General features: G+C 42.4%; 12 protein-coding genes and 1 rRNA gene. 3 read left to right on the top strand and 10 right to left on the bottom strand.

Translation table 11 applies throughout. The annotated features are described in order from the left end of the window. Positions 1-815: ribosomal RNA gene (locus B6A27_RS03065) — 16S ribosomal RNA — on the bottom strand; the annotation flags it as partial. A 312-nt stretch (positions 816-1127) separates the two neighbouring features. After that, positions 1128-2003 carry a nucleotidyltransferase-like protein gene (locus B6A27_RS03070; protein ID WP_044741720.1) on the bottom strand — a complete coding sequence of 292 codons (876 nt, stop codon included), beginning with the start codon at positions 2001-2003 and terminating at the stop codon, positions 1128-1130. Positions 2004-2146: 143 nt separating this feature from the next. Here B6A27_RS03070 and B6A27_RS03075 point away from each other — a divergent pair, with 143 nt between their 5' ends. Further along, on the top strand, positions 2147-2503 hold the full coding sequence (locus B6A27_RS03075) for a YgzB family protein (RefSeq protein ID WP_044741721.1): 357 nt from the start codon (positions 2147-2149) through the stop codon (positions 2501-2503). A 24-nt stretch (positions 2504-2527) separates the two neighbouring features. Here the strand turns inward: B6A27_RS03075 and perR are convergent, their stop codons facing one another. From perR to B6A27_RS03105, 6 genes are all read right to left on the bottom strand, one after another. Beyond that, a complete protein-coding gene (gene perR / locus B6A27_RS03080) occupies positions 2528-2977 on the bottom strand; it encodes a peroxide-responsive transcriptional repressor PerR (RefSeq protein WP_044741722.1) in 450 nt (149 codons plus the stop codon). A gap of 234 nt (positions 2978-3211) precedes the next feature. Beyond that, entirely contained in the window at positions 3212-3688 is a 477-nt protein-coding gene (gene bcp, locus B6A27_RS03085) for a thioredoxin-dependent thiol peroxidase (RefSeq protein WP_044741723.1), read from the bottom strand. 103 nt (positions 3689-3791) lie between these two features. Continuing rightward, a complete protein-coding gene (locus B6A27_RS03090; protein ID WP_080860092.1) occupies positions 3792-4190 on the bottom strand; it encodes a potassium channel family protein in 399 nt (132 codons plus the stop codon). Between the two features lie 349 nt (positions 4191-4539). Continuing rightward, positions 4540-5325, bottom strand: a complete 786-nt coding sequence (locus tag B6A27_RS03095) for an ABC transporter permease (RefSeq protein WP_044741725.1) — start codon at positions 5323-5325, stop codon at positions 4540-4542. A 4-nt stretch (positions 5326-5329) separates the two neighbouring features. Next, positions 5330-6121 carry an ABC transporter permease gene (locus B6A27_RS03100; RefSeq protein WP_080860094.1) on the bottom strand — a complete coding sequence of 264 codons (792 nt, stop codon included), beginning with the start codon at positions 6119-6121 and terminating at the stop codon, positions 5330-5332. Further along, a complete protein-coding gene (locus B6A27_RS03105) occupies positions 6114-7121 on the bottom strand; it encodes an ABC transporter ATP-binding protein (protein WP_080860096.1) in 1008 nt (335 codons plus the stop codon). Before B6A27_RS03105 ends, B6A27_RS03100 begins: the two co-directional genes overlap by 8 nt. Positions 7122-7244: 123 nt before the next feature. Here B6A27_RS03105 and B6A27_RS03110 point away from each other — a divergent pair, with 123 nt between their 5' ends. Both B6A27_RS03110 and B6A27_RS03115 read left to right on the top strand, forming a co-directional pair. Beyond that, the gene (locus tag B6A27_RS03110) at positions 7245-8540 is read left to right on the top strand and encodes a glutamate-1-semialdehyde 2,1-aminomutase (RefSeq protein WP_080860098.1); all 1296 of its coding nucleotides are present in this window, start codon (positions 7245-7247) and stop codon (positions 8538-8540) included. Between the two features lie 665 nt (positions 8541-9205). Further along, a complete protein-coding gene (locus B6A27_RS03115; RefSeq protein ID WP_080860167.1) occupies positions 9206-13681 on the top strand; it encodes a glutamate synthase-related protein in 4476 nt (1491 codons plus the stop codon). Between the two features lie 159 nt (positions 13682-13840). Here the strand turns inward: B6A27_RS03115 and B6A27_RS03120 are convergent, their stop codons facing one another. Both B6A27_RS03120 and B6A27_RS03125 read right to left on the bottom strand, forming a co-directional pair. Next, on the bottom strand, positions 13841-14707 hold the full coding sequence (locus B6A27_RS03120; RefSeq protein ID WP_369824134.1) for a cytochrome c oxidase assembly protein: 867 nt from the start codon (positions 14705-14707) through the stop codon (positions 13841-13843). Beyond that, on the bottom strand, positions 14661-15167 hold the full coding sequence (locus tag B6A27_RS03125) for a DUF2243 domain-containing protein (protein WP_080860169.1): 507 nt from the start codon (positions 15165-15167) through the stop codon (positions 14661-14663). Before B6A27_RS03125 ends, B6A27_RS03120 begins: the two co-directional genes overlap by 47 nt. Between the last annotated feature and the right edge of the window lie 401 nt (positions 15168-15568).

Genomic DNA, 15568 nt, shown 5'->3' on the forward strand with positions numbered 1-15568 from the left:
GGACTACCAGGGTATCTAATCCTGTTTGCTCCCCACGCTTTCGCGCCTCAGCGTCAGTTACAGACCAGAGAGCCGCCTTCGCCACTGGTGTTCCTCCACATCTCTACGCATTTCACCGCTACACGTGGAATTCCGCTCTCCTCTTCTGCACTCAAGTCCCCCAGTTTCCAATGACCCTCCACGGTTGAGCCGTGGGCTTTCACATCAGACTTAAGGAACCGCCTGCGCGCGCTTTACGCCCAATAATTCCGGACAACGCTTGCCACCTACGTATTACCGCGGCTGCTGGCACGTAGTTAGCCGTGGCTTTCTCGTTAGGTACCGTCAAGGTACGGCCCTATTCGAACCATACTTGTTCTTCCCTAACAACAGAGCTTTACAATCCGAAGACCTTCTTCGCTCACGCGGCGTTGCTCCGTCAGACTTTCGTCCATTGCGGAAGATTCCCTACTGCTGCCTCCCGTAGGAGTCTGGGCCGTGTCTCAGTCCCAGTGTGGCCGATCACCCTCTCAGGTCGGCTACGCATCGTCGCCTTGGTGAGCCGTTACCTCACCAACTAGCTAATGCGCCGCGGGCCCATCCGTAAGTGACAGCCGAAGCCGCCTTTCAACTAAAGACCATGCGGTCTTCAGGGTTATCCGGTATTAGCTCCGGTTTCCCGAAGTTATCCCCGTCTTACGGGCAGGTTGCCCACGTGTTACTCACCCGTCCGCCGCTAACCAAACAGAAGCAAGCTTCTATTCGGTCCGCTCGACTTGCATGTATTAGGCACGCCGCCAGCGTTCGTCCTGAGCCAGGATCAAACTCTCCAAAAGAAAGTTGATTGGCTATTATCTTATTCCGGTTGACTATACCGAAATTTTTCGTTAACGCTTCGTTTTGTTCAGTTTTCAAAGAACATTTTTTCTTTTTTAAAACGACTTTTTCATAATATCATCTTTTTTCATTTAAGTCAACTCATTTTCGGCGCTGCAGTTGAATACCTCGCAGCGACGTTTTCTAATTTACCACGTCTTTTTTATCAAGTCAATAGTTTTTTTATCTTTTCTATCCAATCTTGTTGCGAATAAGTAAAGGCCCTTTATATTATGCGTGGAAGAGGGCCCATTTATTTAGAATTGAGGGAATTAAGGGTGATCTACAACCATGTAATAGCGATGAAAAATATTTTGTCCCTTTGTCGGTACCTCTTGAATAGCTAAAAAATGTTTATCCACCAAATATTCCAGCATGATAACAAGATCGACAGAATAAACTTGCAGTTCTGGATGAGATGCTATTTCCCCTATGCTCCAAGCCCCTTCTTTTTGCTTCAATATCTTTAACAAATGGGCCGAACCAGACGGAACTCGAGAATGAATTAAAAATTCACTTGCCAAAAAAAGCAACTCCAATCTTTTATCTAAAGGCTCCTCGCTTTCCACAAGCTCCTTATAAAGCTTATAAATTTGTGCATCGATTTGCTTCACCTGATTCCATACAGTCACCTCTGGATGAAACCCCTGCTCAATGACTGTAAGTCTTGCTAAATGATGCAAGGCATGTACAACATGGTTATATGCATCAAGCAATTGATCGGTTTCTAAAAAAACTTTCCCATCTGTATACCTTCGAATTAATTTAGCAAATTCAATTCCCATTTTTAATTGCCGCTCTTGTTCAGGAAATTCAAGCAGTTGCCTTCTTAATCCTTCAATATATTCATTGCGATCAAATAGAACTTTCCCGTTCAGAACCCAATCGATTACTTTACGATTTGTTCCCAGAAGAAGCCATTCATTTAATTTTTGTTCATTAACAATATACAACGCTGCTTTCTGATATTCGTAAGAATAATGCTTAATAAAGAAAGGATAATCCGTATCTTTTGCAATGACTAATAAAATGACATCAAACGTATCAGTGCTAGCAGAGTGATTAAATTTTTTTTCAATCATTAGAATGCCTAGGGTATTGCGTTGACTTGCTCTTTCTTGATAGATGGGGCGGATTAGCTTCTCCATATATTTTCCTCCATAAATATTTATCCGAATGCTATTACCAGCTAATTCGACAAAAATCGCAAAATTCCTCTTACAAAATTGCTTGAAATCAGATTAAATCATGCAATTTTATGGTATAGTTGTTGTTAGGAGGGAAGAGTAAAATGTCAATAAAATATTCCAGCAAAATCAACAAAATCCGCACATTTGCTTTAAGTTTAATCTTTATCGGCTTTATTGTTATGTATATAGGAGTATTTTTCCGTACTTCCATGCTGATTATGACCATATTTATGATTTTAGGGCTTCTTTTTATTATTGCCAGCACAGTCGTCTATTTTTGGATCGGTATGTTATCGACAAAAACGGTTCAAGTGGTTTGTCCAACATGCGGAAAAACGACAAAAATGCTGGGGAGAGTCGATATGTGCATGTATTGCCGAGAACCGCTAACATTGGATCCGGAACTAGCTGGAAAAGAGTTTGACGAAAAATACAATCGGAAACGAAAAAAGAGCTGATAGCCTTTTACTGCTATCAGCTTTTTAATGAGAATGATGCCCGTGTTGGCATTCAGCACATACCCCATACACTTCCATTCGATGATGACTTACTTTAAATCCTGTTACGTGTGAAGCCAACGCTTCGACTTCATCTAATCCTGGATAATGAAAATCAACAATCTTGCCACACCGCTCACAAATGATATGATAATGGTCAGAAGTGACAAAATCAAAGCGGCTTGATGAATCACCATAAGTCAATTCTTTTACAAGCCCCACTTCTTTAAAAACGCGAAGATTATTATAAACCGTGGCTACGCTCATGTTCGGAAACTTTCCTTCCAAAGCCTTATATATCTCATCTGCCGTTGGGTGTGACATGGAACGAACCAAATATTCCAATATCGCATGACGTTGCGGAGTTATGCGCACTCCTGTTTGTTTCAACGTATCAAGCGCTTCCTTTAACATTGAGTTTTCGGGCACCGCCATGCACCTCGCTTTCTTATTAAAAAAGAATTATTATTTTATAATTTTTATAATTAGTCTACCGCTATTTCATGCCTTTTGTCAATATTCCTATCATTAATATAGTATATAATCTTATTGAAGAATTTTTCACAAAAAAATAAGCGGAAATATTTTCCGCAAAACATCGTTTCATTTATGAGGAGGTATGCCCTACATTTTTAATATATTCTCCTTATTTTCTTTTGGCATGGACATTTACCTAGACCCCGATAAATTATTTATGTACCCCAAAGCTTCCTCTACATGTCCTTTTACTTTAACATTTCTCCATTCTTTAATTAAAATCCCTGACTTATCAATGACAAATGTAGAACGCTCAATGCCCATATATTCTTTTCCAAAGCTTCTTTTTAATTTCCAAACCCCATATTTTCCAGCTACCTCATGCTGCTCATCAGCTAACAGCAAAAAGGGGAGTTCATATTTTTCAATAAATTTTTTATGGCGCTCAACCGGATCTGTACTTACTCCTAAAATAACAGCCTCTAAACGGTTAAATTGTCCATGATAATCCCGAAAGTCGCATGCCTCAGTTGTGCAGCCCGGCGTCATATCTTTCGGATAAAAATAGAGCACCACATATTTTCCGCGAAAATCAGAAAGAGATACTGTTTTGCCATTGCTTGCCGGAAGCAGAAAATCTGGGGCAAGCTGTCCAATTTCAAGAACCATCTGCTCTTCCTCCATCTCAATTTTTATCAATATATCGCTAGACCAACAGGTTTCGTTTTCAATCTCTTATTAGCGTAGCGAAAAAAAACGAATGTTTCAATGTTCATTTTTTATTCCCATCAATAACAAAACGAGTAATAAATGTAGCTGGCATAATATACCCTAATAAAGCTTCGACCACCGCAATCCATTTCCCAATTCCTACAGGAACAATATCGCCATAGCCGACAGACAACAATGTCGTAGCACTTAAATATAAGCCATCGAGTAAAATATGACCAAATCTGTTGCTCTCCTCTTCAATATTTCTTGTAAACACATTGTATCCGTTTATTTGCATCCACGCATATATCAGTCCAAACCCCAGCATCATTGTAAAATATAGTAAGAGCAGCGCAACAAAATTTTCCGCTGAGATATATGGCTTTCTTTTGGATTGTGCTACCCACATCGAAGCAATGCTTGCGTATAAAATAAATATAACGGCACCTAATACTAACATCGCAATCACCCCATACATATCTATACATGGATATGTGGGACAAAAAAGAGATATTCCATCCGCATACTTGCGCTTATATCTAACATTTGTACGGCCCTATTGTTGTTTTGAATTCTCGTTATTCACTTGACACAACACCGATTTCCCAAAGAATCAATGGGTTTCAGCAATCAAGGGCTCATCTCTACACTATGCGTCCCCCCATAAAAAACATAAACATCCAAAAGTGACCTACGTCTAAACAGAGCAGAATTCCTCTCCTTGCTTCCATGTGATACAACTCATCCGCCTGCGGCTTTGTTTTTTTATAAACTAAAAAAGACAGGAACCATGCGATTCCTGCCTTTTACTAATTTCCAGCTCCACGATACCGTTTGATACCTGCGTTCCATAGCAAAAGGGCTAAAACAAAAAAGGCCACTCCCATGACAGGGGTCAAAAAAGAGTACACATACCATTCTTTTTTGCCAAGAAAATAAGCAGATGGATACACTCCCACAAAAGCGAATGGCAGAACCCATGTTAATATATAACGAATCACGCGATTATAAATATCAATGGGATACCGGCCATAGTTGCTGATGTTATACATCATCGGCATAATTGAGCTTCTCGCATCAGACCAAAAACTGATGGTCGCCAGCGCAATAAAAACACCTGCATATATGAACATTCCACCAATCACAAATAATAGAAAGATCGGGACATCATACCAGTGGAAATCTAGATCTAAACGCGATCCTGCATATCCCATAATAATGAAGCCTGTAACTGCTCCAAGCAGCGATTCAAGCTCCATTCTCTCCAATATAATTTGAAACAAACTGTGCACAGGACGTGTCAATACACGATCCAGCTCTCCGCGCACAATGTATCTCTCATTAAAATCCCAAATATTAAAAAAGGCACCAAATAAAGCGAAAGGCACTAGAAAAAAACCATAAATAAAAATCATTTCATCCCGCGTCCAACCATGCAGCAAATCTGTATGACCGAAAACGACAAGAATAAAGATCAAGTTCACAGCTTGAGACATAAGATCGGAAAAAAACTCCACTAATAAGTCTGTACGATACTGTAATTTCGTTTTTATATATTGTGCCATATATTGAAAAAAGACAGATAGATAAAACAAGCCATTACCCCCCTTGAATCACAAGCCGCTTTTTCGCTGCCTTCCAAAGCATATAAATAGGAAATAACAGCACTACACTCCAAATAACTTGAAACAGTAGCCCATTCACAACTGCCTGTCCTTGAAAGCTTTCAGTGAAAATCATGCTTGGAATATAGCTAATCGCTTGGAATGGAAAGTATTTCATGATTTCTTGCGCCCAATCAGGGTAAAAGCTAATTGGTAAAATCAGACCCGAAAATAAATCAATAATAAATCTCTTTGCCCTCAGCAATCCTTCATTATTCAGTGTAAAAAACGCTATTACTCCCGCAAGTAAATTCAGCTCTGAATTAATAATAAAGCTCAGCATAATAGATAGTCCAAAATACATCCATGTATGGATATCAGTTGAAAAATGAAGGGGTAAAAGCAAGGCGGTAATCACGACTCCGGGAAGCGAAAGAAATAACAAGCGGAAGATCCCTTCCCCCAATCCTTGCATCGTCTTCATGCCCAAGTAATTATACGGACGGATTAATTCCGTTACGACTTGTCCTTCTCTAATTTCCATCGCAATTTCTCGGTCGATGTTATTAAAATAAAAAGCTCTAGCCATCCATGATATGGCTACATAAGTGGCCATTTTTTCAATAGACATCCCTTGAATCGACGATTTCCCGCTATAAATCGCAGACCATAGAAAATAATACGCTCCGATATTAATGCAATAAATAAGAATACCTGTATAATAGTTGGTTCGGTAAGCCAGCATCATCAAAAATCGAATGCGGATCATTTCCATATATTTATCCATGCGCAACACCTTCTTCATAAATGTTGCGAATGATTTCTTCTGTAGAGATTTCATACAAATTCAGGTCCTGAATCTCATAATGGTTCACAATACAGCTGATAATCTCTGATACATGGGCTTTCGGTACATGTGCAATCCAACTGTTGTCTTGTTCTCCCCTACTCCACTTCACACCCCAAGCAGCCGTTAAGGGATGCAGCTCTGAGGACGTAATTTCTTGAGAAAATGTAAACTGAATTTGCTTTCCTTCTCCCCAATTTTCTTTTAAGCGCTGGAGTGATCCATCATAAATGATTTTCCCCTCATCGAGCATAATAACGCGATCACACAATGCTTCAATATCCGAAATATCGTGGGTTGTCAATAAAATGGTTGTATTATATTTTTGATTAATTTCTTTTAAAAACTCACGAATCTTTAATTTAACTAATACATCTAAGCCAATTGTGGGTTCATCCAAAAATAAAAGCGGGGGATTATGAATAAGGGCAGCGGCCAATTCGCAGCGCATTCGCTGGCCAAGTGATAATTTGCGGACAGGCTTATCGAGCAGCGGACCGATATCTAATGTTTCAATGACATGCTCCATATGCTCTTTATAATCACTGTCAGATACCCGATACACTTTTTTTAGCAAACGAAACGATTCCTGTACGGCAATATCCCACCACAATTGCGAGCGCTGGCCAAAAACAACTCCGATCGTTCGCACAAACGCTTCTCTCTCTTTATGAGGATTCATTCCATTGACGCTTACTTTTCCAGCTGTCGGCGTTAAAATCCCTGTCAGCATTTTTATCGTCGTTGACTTTCCAGCGCCGTTTTCTCCAATGTATCCCACCATTTCTCCTTGGTTCACTGTAAACGAAATATCATGAACCGCCTGAATGATTTTATAATTTCTTGTAAATAAATCTCGAAATGCTCCCATCAGCCCGGAGCGGCTTGAATAGGCTTTAAATTCTTTGCGTAAATTTTCAACTTCAATTACGTTCCCCATACTTCTCTACCTCCACATAAGCAATAGTTTATCTAAAGTCAAAAAGAGAAACAAATGGTATGCTCAAGTAAATATGTTAGAATAAGAAGCGGTAAAGAAACTCTCGTAGGAGGCTTTTGAAATATGCAATTTACAAAATCTGAACAACTTTATGAAGAAGCTCTGCAACATATCGTCGGCGGTGTAAACAGCCCTTCCCGCTCTTACAAAGCGGTTGGCGGAGGGGCTCCTGTCGTGATGGAACGCGCACAAGGGGCTTACTTTTGGGATGTAGATGGCAATAAGTATATTGATTATTTAGCCGCATATGGCCCCATCATTACGGGACATGCCCATCCACATATTACAAAAGCCATTCAACGCGCGGCAGAAAACGGGGTGTTATACGGAACACCAACTCCTTATGAAATTACATTTGCCAAAATGTTGAAAGAAGCCATTCCTTCATTAGAAAAGGTACGCTTTGTCAATTCCGGAACTGAAGCAGTGATGACGACAATTCGCGTTGCGCGCGCCTACACGGGAAGAGATAAAATTATGAAATTCGCCGGTTGCTATCATGGACACTCAGATCTTGTTCTAGTCGCTGCTGGATCTGGCCCTTCGACATTAGGTACTCCTGACTCTGCTGGCGTGCCACAAAGCATTGCTCAAGAAGTGATCACTGTTCCTTTTAATGATATTGGCTCATTTAAACAAGCAATGGAAAAATGGGGGGAAGAAGTTGCAGCCGTTCTTGTTGAGCCGATTGTTGGAAATTTCGGCATTGTTGAACCGAAGCCAGGATTCCTTGAAGCAGTGAATGAAATCGCTCATCAAGCCGGGGCACTCGTCATTTACGACGAAGTTATTACGGCATTCCGATTTATGTATGGAGGGGCACAAAATTTGCTGGGTATTGAGCCTGACTTAACTGCACTTGGAAAAATTATCGGCGGCGGTCTTCCAATCGGAGCATACGGCGGCCGGAAGGATATTATGGAGCAAGTTGCTCCGCTCGGTCCAGCATACCAAGCTGGAACGATGGCCGGCAACCCCGCGTCTATTCTTGCTGGAATCGCCTGCTTAGAAGTATTGCAGCAGGAAGGGGCATACGAGCATCTTGACCGGCTTGGGGCCATGCTGGAAGAAGGCATTCTCTCTCATGCAAAAACACATGAGATTCCCATTACCATTAACCGCCTAAAAGGAGCTTTAACCGTTTATTTTACAACACAAAAAGTGGAAAATTATGAACAAGCACAACAGACAGACGGAGATATGTTTGCTAAATTTTTTAAATCGATGTTAAAACAAGGGATCAACCTCGCTCCTTCCAAATACGAAGCTTGGTTTATTACACTTGCCCATACAGAATCAGATATCCAATATACGATTCAAGCAGTGGAAAATGCATTTAAATCACTCAGATATGAATAATTATACAAAAAATGAACGGAAGCCCCTTATCTTCCGTTCATTCTTTATTTCTATTGTAATCGTTTACAAGTCTATTTTTACACTTCCCCTCAAATGAATACAACATCCATAAATATGAATAAATAATTGATTTCGCTTAATAAAAATGGTAACATAGACTATAAATTCTGAATATTTTTTATCTGCAGAACTAGTCGCTCGCATAAAATAAGCACCTTGAAAAATGGCTGCTTGTCTGTCGCAGCCGGCAAACCATTCCTTGTTAGCGGCCAATTTATAAAGTTTTTATTTTTTACAAGATGAGGAGTTCATTCGGTGGTCGGATGGCCAAACAACGATATTTCACAGATTTTCACAGGATTCTATTACGTGAATATGTGATAAAGACAAATCATAACGTTTCGATTTTCCAGAGAGCAGGCCTTTCATCTCCGAGTTGCATTTATATATACAGGTTGGCTTGAAAACGCTTAGCAAACAAGGAGTGAAGATGAACAAGGCCAGTGATACAGGCTGAAAGCGTTTATATTGGCAATGGGCGCTAGCATATTCAGCAAACCCACATGATTCTATCCCCTGGTTGTTGGGGTTTTTTCTTAAACCAAACACTGTACACAGGAGGTGAAGGCCGAGAAGTGGATATCCCCCACTTTAAAGCCACTCAAATGAAACAACATTGGAGTCCAGCCCTTTTCAAGGATTTTTATCGTGCAGAACATGACGCATGCGGCATTGTGTCAGCTCTCGAGAAACGACGCATTCCAACAAAAGAAAACATTATGACCTGTATTCAAGCACTTGTCAAAATGAACCACCGCGCCGGATTTATCAATGGGGAAGGTGATGGGGTCGGCGTTCACATTGACTTGCCAAAAGCTCTTTGGATGGAAAAACTGGCAGCCGCTGGCCAAAATCCGGAGATAGCAAATGATCCTTCTTTTACAGTTGGTCATATTTTTATTAACCGAACAGCGGATGTTGAAAAAATAAAAGAAACGATCAAACAACAATTCCAGCAGTTTGGTTTATCCATGATCTTTGAGTCTGACCGCGTTACTCACTCGCGTGCACTAGGACCGATCGCTCTTCGTCAAGAGCCTGTTTTTTGGCAGGTGGCTCTGCTGCCTTCACAAAACGGTCACTACTTATCCCAGCGTCTTTTTGAGCTTCTTATCGATATCGAACAAGACGAAAATGTTCATGTCGCATCTTTGAGCAATCTTCATGTTGTTTATAAAGTAATGGGAGCAGGAGATATATTGCCAAAATACTATGAGGATTTGGCCAATCCCCTTATTGCTTCGACGATTACCCTTGGACACAACCGTTACTCAACAAATACGTTATCAAATTTTTTCAGGGTCCAGCCATTTAGCGTTCTAGGCCATAATGGCGAGATTAATACAATCGCTAAGCTTCGTGAAGAAGCATTGATGATTGATGTTCCCCTTCCAAAAGACGGAAGTGATTCACAGGATTTAAGCCGCACAATCGAAACACTGATTTGCCGTCATGACTACAGTTTGTTTGAAGCAATGGATTTAATGTTTCCGCCAATTATTAACGAAATCAAATCCTACCCTTCTCATTTGCAAAATTTATATACGTATATTCGGGAAGCATGGGGACACTTTTCCCAAGGACCGGCAGGCATTATTTCCCGCTATGGAGACGAAGCTGTCTTTAGTGTCGACTCGCTAGGATTACGGCCTCTTTGGAAATTAGAAACGGAAGATCGCTTCATTTTTTCTTCTGAGCCTGGCATTATTCCGACCAGTGAATATACAGGCGAACCAAAGCCCTTGGCACCTGGCGAAAAGATCGGGTTTAAATGGGGAGCAAACGGGGCGATCCAGATGTTTGAATATGCTGATTTTCAAGAGGAAGTATATGCGCGTTTTGCCAAGCGCTTCGACATTTCTAATTTTCGCAAGCGCCTTGAACCGCCTGCTTTGGCGAAACATGTATTTATGGCGTCCACAAACAAAGTGCATAATGGTCAGTATGCTGCTTTTGGATGGGACCGAGAACATATCCAGCTCCTTGAACAAATGGCGGAAAAGGGCGCTGAGCCGATTCGTTCACTCGGTCATGATGCTCCTCTTGCCGCTATTGATAACGGGCGGAAAAATCTCGCTGATTTTATTAAAGAAAGCGTGGCGGTTGTCACGAACCCAGCCATTGATCGCGACCGTGAAACCGAACATTTTTCAACACGCACCATCATCGGCAAACGTCCTGCGCTCTTTGGAGAGCAAGATGTATCTTATGCAATAGAGTTGGCTTCTCCTATTTTAGTGGAGGGCAAGCTTGGCCATGAATGCGCAGATTTATTGCAGCATCCTTCCTATGATCAAATTGTCCATTCGTTCCAAGCGAAAAAATTAGCCTATACGATTTCGGCAACCTTTTCAGCCGATGAAACGATCCCAGATGCATTACAGCGGCTGTCTGCCGAGGCATGCGACGCAGTCCGCTCAGGGAAAACATTGCTGGTGATCGACGACTCACAAGCGCATCAGCGCGAACATTTGTGGCTCGATCCATTGCTTGTCACATCCATGCTCGATCACTCATTAGTCGAACAAGGATTGCGCCGTCATTGTTCGATTCTGCTTCGCTCTGGGGCCATTCGCTCCTTACACGATTTCATTGTCGTTTACGGGTTAGGGGCTGATGCCATTAGTCCATATTTAATGATGGCTACAGTTGCTTCTGAAAGCACCCCTCTTCCGGTTGTTCATTTATTCAATGCTTTGAATAAAGGATTGGAAAAGGTCATTTCCACTATTGGCATTCATGAATTGCGCGGATATAGCCGCCTTTTCTCATCAATCGGCTTGCATAATGACGTTGCTGATACTTTAAAAATTGACAACTTCTTTGGGTCTGATTCTTTAACCCATAATTTTGCTTCATTAAAAGAGGACGCGATCGCCCGGTTAGCGGACTATGGCGATGAAAGCGCCAAGCCAAGAAAAACCTTCCACCTCTTCCCTCGCATTTGGAAAGCGATTGGAGAGGTTGCGCAAACCGGAGTTTATGACCATTATCGTGAAAAACTAACCGAATTGGAAACAGAAACACCGACAACCATCCGCCATTTACTTGATTTAAAGAAAACAAAGAACAGCCTTTTAGCGGAAAAAGTAGATATTAGTGTCGGTGAGCATAGTTTGCCATTTGTCATTGCCTCTATGTCGTTTGGCTCGCAAAACGAAGTGGCATTTCGCGCCTACGCAGAGGCGGCTGATCGTCTTAATATGATCAGCTTAAACGGTGAAGGCGGAGAAATTAAAGATATGCTTGGAAAATATCCGCGCTCGCGCGGACAGCAAATTGCTTCAGGGCGTTTTGGGGTCAACGCCGAGCTGCTCAACTCTTCTAATCTATTAGAAATCAAAATCGGCCAAGGAGCAAAGCCGGGCGAGGGAGGACACCTTCCCGGATCAAAAGTCACTGCCAAAATCGCCGAGGCACGCAATGCGACGATTGGTTCGGATTTAATTTCTCCATCGAACAATCATGACATTTACTCGATCGAGGATTTAGCGCAAATGATTGCAGAATTAAAAACCGCTAACGATCAAGCTAAAGTTGCTGTAAAAGTACCTGTCGTTCCAAACATCGGAACGATTGCAGTCGGCATTGCCAAAGCAGGAGCGGATATCATTACACTAAGTGGGTTCGATGGAGGAACAGGAGCAGCGCGCATCCATGCGTTACAGCACGTCGGTCTCCCTGTAGAGATTGGGGTCAAAGCCGCACACAACGCACTCCTTGAAGCGGGATTAAGAAATAAAGTCGAAATTTGGGCAGATGGCGGGATTAAAAGCGCTCTTGATGTCATAAAAATCATGCTGCTTGGCGCCAATCGAATCGGTTTTGGCACTCTTTCTATGATCGCCATCGGCTGTACAACGTGCCGCGGCTGTCATTTGGATACGTGTCACGTCGGCATCGCTACGCAAATCGAATCGGAGGCACAGGCAAAGGAGCATGGATTACGCCGTTTCGTACCGCGACAATTCAATGCTGCCGTGCAAGGATTAGTCCACTTATTTACTGCTTTTGGTCATGAATTAAAGATGTTAACGGCTTCGCTCGGCTATGAGCGGCTGCAAGATCTTGTCGGACGCTCTGATTTATTAGAGCAAACAAGGGGATTCGATCAACTAAATTTGGCAAGCCTGCTGAATGTATTAGAGATTGAGCAATTTTCTCAAAAAGAAGCAGCAGCTAGCTTAGAAGAACCGCAGATGCTTGTAGCGGCTGGAGCAGAGTATTTAGACCATCGCGTAGAGGATCTGCATCGTTCTCGAGAATTTTCTACCGTTACATCGGAGCAGCGGGTTCTTGGCAGCCGTGTCTCTTGCCATCGCGTTCGCGGCCGCCTAGATGGCTCGTATAAAAAATTGCCAAACATCACATTGCGCTTTAAAAATGGCTCCATCCCCGGAAACGGTCTCGGCGCTTACAATAGTCATGGAATCGACATTCATGTAGATGGCGGAGCGCAGGATGGAATTGGCAAAACATCGTTTGGAGGCAGCATCCTCATCTTTAAATCAAAAGGAAAAGATGGAAAGTTTTATAACGGCTCTGTCGGAAAAGGATTTGGCTACGGAGCACAAAAAGGATTGCTTGTCGCTCAAGGAAATGCAGATGCGCGCGCAGGCATTCGCCTCTCAGGAGCGGACTTAATTATTGGCGGTCAAGTCACCGCGCCAATCCCGGAACAAGAGCATGGCAATATTGGGGCTCGCGCGAATATTAAAGGATTTGCCTTTGAATATATGACAAATGGACGCGGGCTTGTTCTCGGCGATCCAGGACCATGGATTTGTGCTGGTATGACAGGCGGGGTCGTCTATTTACGTCATCAACCGGAGATGGGGTTAACAAGAGCTGCTCTTGAACGCCGAATCGCCAAGGGGGCCCAAGTTCGTATTGAACCCCTCAACGGGCAGGGCCGAGCAGATGTAAAAGCGCTATTGTCTCAATATATCGCTTTACTCATCGAACATGAGCAGGAACAGGAGGCCGAGGCCCTAAAGCCTTTACTGGAACATCCTGAACATCATTTCTTCCAAATTAGTCCGACAAAAGAGCAAGCTGATCCTTCCGTTTCAACAGAATGATCATTTTTATCCGCTTCCTACAAAAGGTGTCCCGTTTCTGCGGGATACCTTTTTGTTGATAATCCCGTATAAAATGAGCCTACAACCCCTAGCCGATATTAAACTAAGGATAGTGTCTACTTTCCTCTTTCAGCAAACAGGACCATGCAATCATAAAAATCAACATGGATGATAATTCGAGACTTTTGAGCACTGCTCCATACGAGGTCGAGTAGCTTTAAACCACTGAAAACATAGCATGAAGATAAGAACAGCATCAATCACATCTCCACCGTAGTACATTAGCATCCCTCCCATTTCCGCCTGCTCTGTAGAGACGCCATGAGGCGGGTGAGCATAGATGTATTTGGATAAGATGCTGTGTCCAGCTAACGCAACTGTTAATACGACGGCCCGACAGACGAAGCTAGACTTATGCGGCATTGGATCAATATAAATCATAGACACGGTAAAAACATATCCAGCAAGGAATACATGTATATGTACCAATATATGCAAAAGCACATTTCGCTGCATCATAGCATACAAGTCAGTCGTATAAAGTAACCATAGTCCTCCGACATTAAGACAAGAGGCGACAACAGGATGTCCCAAAATACGAATCGGCCAACTCTTCAGCACGTTAGAAAGACGTCGGGCGAGAGTCACATTGAGTGTTCTCAGGACAAGAGTCATCGGCGCCGCTAACGCCATCAGAAGCGGAGCAAGCATTCCAAGTAGCAAATGCCCCATCATATGTGCTGTAAAATCCATATGAGCACGATTCGCTAGAGGGCCAATCACTGCGGCAATGGCGCACAGAACTCCAAGCGCCCAAAAGATCGTGCGATGGATTGGCCAGTGCTTATGGCGGCGATTAGATATAAATGCAGCGAAGATATAAACAACTAATAGCAGAAAAAACGGCAATGCCAATAGTAGCTGCGCTAGTATCCCATTTGCGTAATCAATATGGGTGCCAGTGCTGTGATGAACGTAATTATTGATGTTCATGTGAATGCGTCTCCCTTGGCGGTTGTAAATCATTTCGTGCACGAATGATGAGAATCGCACCTGCTATCATCATACCAATCGCAATGATATTCCATGTCAAATCATAAGGAAGAAGATTCACATTATAGCGAATTTGATGCAACCGCATCAGCTTATGCTGGATTGTGCCATCGTATAACTGGAATATTCCTGCCCCTAGCAGCACCCCTCCCCACCATCTAGTGAGCCGCAACGCGTTTCGCCGGCGAAGATCTGCGAGCATAAATAGCGATCCGACTGTCGCAAACCAACTAAAAGCATGGAACAAACCATCTGAGACCAATCCAATACTTGTCGTGGACTTGTCATAAAAATGGTGCCAGTGCAACAATTGATGAAAAACCGCTTCATCGATAAAGGCCACTAAACCAAGGCCGAACAAGAAGCCTGACCATAGGTTACGGGCTAAGTATGGGGAGCTAGTTGCATCATGTGAAGGATTCTTTAGATTCATCTTTCCGGCAGTCATATGATCCTCCTCTTGCCTATGTCAATCTACTTAGCACTTGAATTTTCACATCGTTTCTTTCCACATCTTTCCCCGAATAAGCAAGCTATAATCAAACTCAACAAGAAATCAACTCCAATAAATTGCACAGACAAAACATAATAGCCATTGTGTTTACTCATAGTTGCCTTCTTATCTACTTTACATAACTTCATTTTTTTAAGGGTGGCTGTCTCTCACCGGATATGTTCAATCAATGGCGACCACCCATTATTCTGAATGAAAAAAACAGCCCAGCATATACATAATACCGCTGCTGTTCTTTTTCAGAATGAGGGGATTTTCCTACTTGATATCCTTCGATAAACCCTGTATATTACTAAATTGTTCACAACTATAATTCCAAA

It is taken from the genome of Anoxybacillus sp. UARK-01 (assembly GCF_002075365.1).
In the GTDB taxonomy this organism is placed as follows: Bacteria; Bacillota; Bacilli; order Bacillales; family Anoxybacillaceae; genus Anoxybacteroides; species Anoxybacteroides rupiense.

Coding starts and splice junctions, on each gene's coding strand:
- B6A27_RS03070 (WP_044741720.1), bottom strand. CDS start 2,003: ATGGAGAAGCTAATCCGCCCCATCTATCAAGAAAGAGCAAGTCAACGC.
- B6A27_RS03075 (WP_044741721.1), top strand. CDS start 2,147: ATGTCAATAAAATATTCCAGCAAAATCAACAAAATCCGCACATTTGCT.
- perR (WP_044741722.1), bottom strand. CDS start 2,977: ATGGCGGTGCCCGAAAACTCAATGTTAAAGGAAGCGCTTGATACGTTG.
- bcp (WP_044741723.1), bottom strand. CDS start 3,688: ATGGTTCTTGAAATTGGACAGCTTGCCCCAGATTTTCTGCTTCCGGCA.
- B6A27_RS03090 (WP_080860092.1), bottom strand. CDS start 4,190: ATGTTAGTATTAGGTGCCGTTATATTTATTTTATACGCAAGCATTGCT.
- B6A27_RS03100 (WP_080860094.1), bottom strand. CDS start 6,121: ATGGATAAATATATGGAAATGATCCGCATTCGATTTTTGATGATGCTG.
- B6A27_RS03105 (WP_080860096.1), bottom strand. CDS start 7,121: ATGGGGAACGTAATTGAAGTTGAAAATTTACGCAAAGAATTTAAAGCC.
- B6A27_RS03110 (WP_080860098.1), top strand. CDS start 7,245: ATGCAATTTACAAAATCTGAACAACTTTATGAAGAAGCTCTGCAACAT.
- B6A27_RS03115 (WP_080860167.1), top strand. CDS start 9,206: ATGAAACAACATTGGAGTCCAGCCCTTTTCAAGGATTTTTATCGTGCA.
- B6A27_RS03120 (WP_369824134.1), bottom strand. CDS start 14,707: ATGATTTACAACCGCCAAGGGAGACGCATTCACATGAACATCAATAAT.
- B6A27_RS03125 (WP_080860169.1), bottom strand. CDS start 15,167: ATGAATCTAAAGAATCCTTCACATGATGCAACTAGCTCCCCATACTTA.